Source organism: Aeromonas enterica, from assembly GCF_054052465.1.
Window position 1 is genome coordinate 1 of the sequence record NZ_JBSTYL010000068.1, and the last position, 456, is coordinate 456.

Annotated in this window: 2 tRNA genes; both read left to right on the forward strand. The window is 46.5% G+C overall.

Going from position 1 to position 456, the window contains the following annotated elements:
- The first annotated feature begins 113 nt into the window (after positions 1–113).
- Positions 114–190, forward strand: a tRNA-Ile gene (locus ACW5XD_RS23925).
- A 14-nt stretch (positions 191–204) separates the two neighbouring features.
- Positions 205–280 (forward strand) — tRNA-Ala (locus ACW5XD_RS23930).
- Positions 281–456 lie beyond the last annotated feature (176 nt).

The following is a 456-nucleotide window of genomic DNA, read 5'->3' on the forward strand; positions in this document are numbered from 1 at the left end:
AAGGTAACCCTAGGGGAACCTGGGGTTGGATCACCTCCTTACCTTAAGATGTCGAAGTTGTTGAGTGTTCACACAGATTGCCTTGATTCAAGTTTAGAGACAGTACACGAAGTGGGTCTGTAGCTCAGGTGGTTAGAGCGCACCCCTGATAAGGGTGAGGTCGGTGGTTCGAGTCCACTCAGACCCACCACTTCGTTCGATTACGGGGCTATAGCTCAGCTGGGAGAGCGCCTGCTTTGCACGCAGGAGGTCTGCGGTTCGATCCCGCATAGCTCCACCATAATCGGTACTGTATTTTGCGAGAAGCAAAAGCCATGCATTGAGCCTTGATGTTCAATCTATGTCTTTGACTTCTTTATGAAGTTTGCTCTTTAACAATCTGGAAAGCTGATTTAAAAAGTAGTTCTCAAACATTTGTTACAAGTGCTTTGGAAACTTCTTGGCGAAAACCAAAAT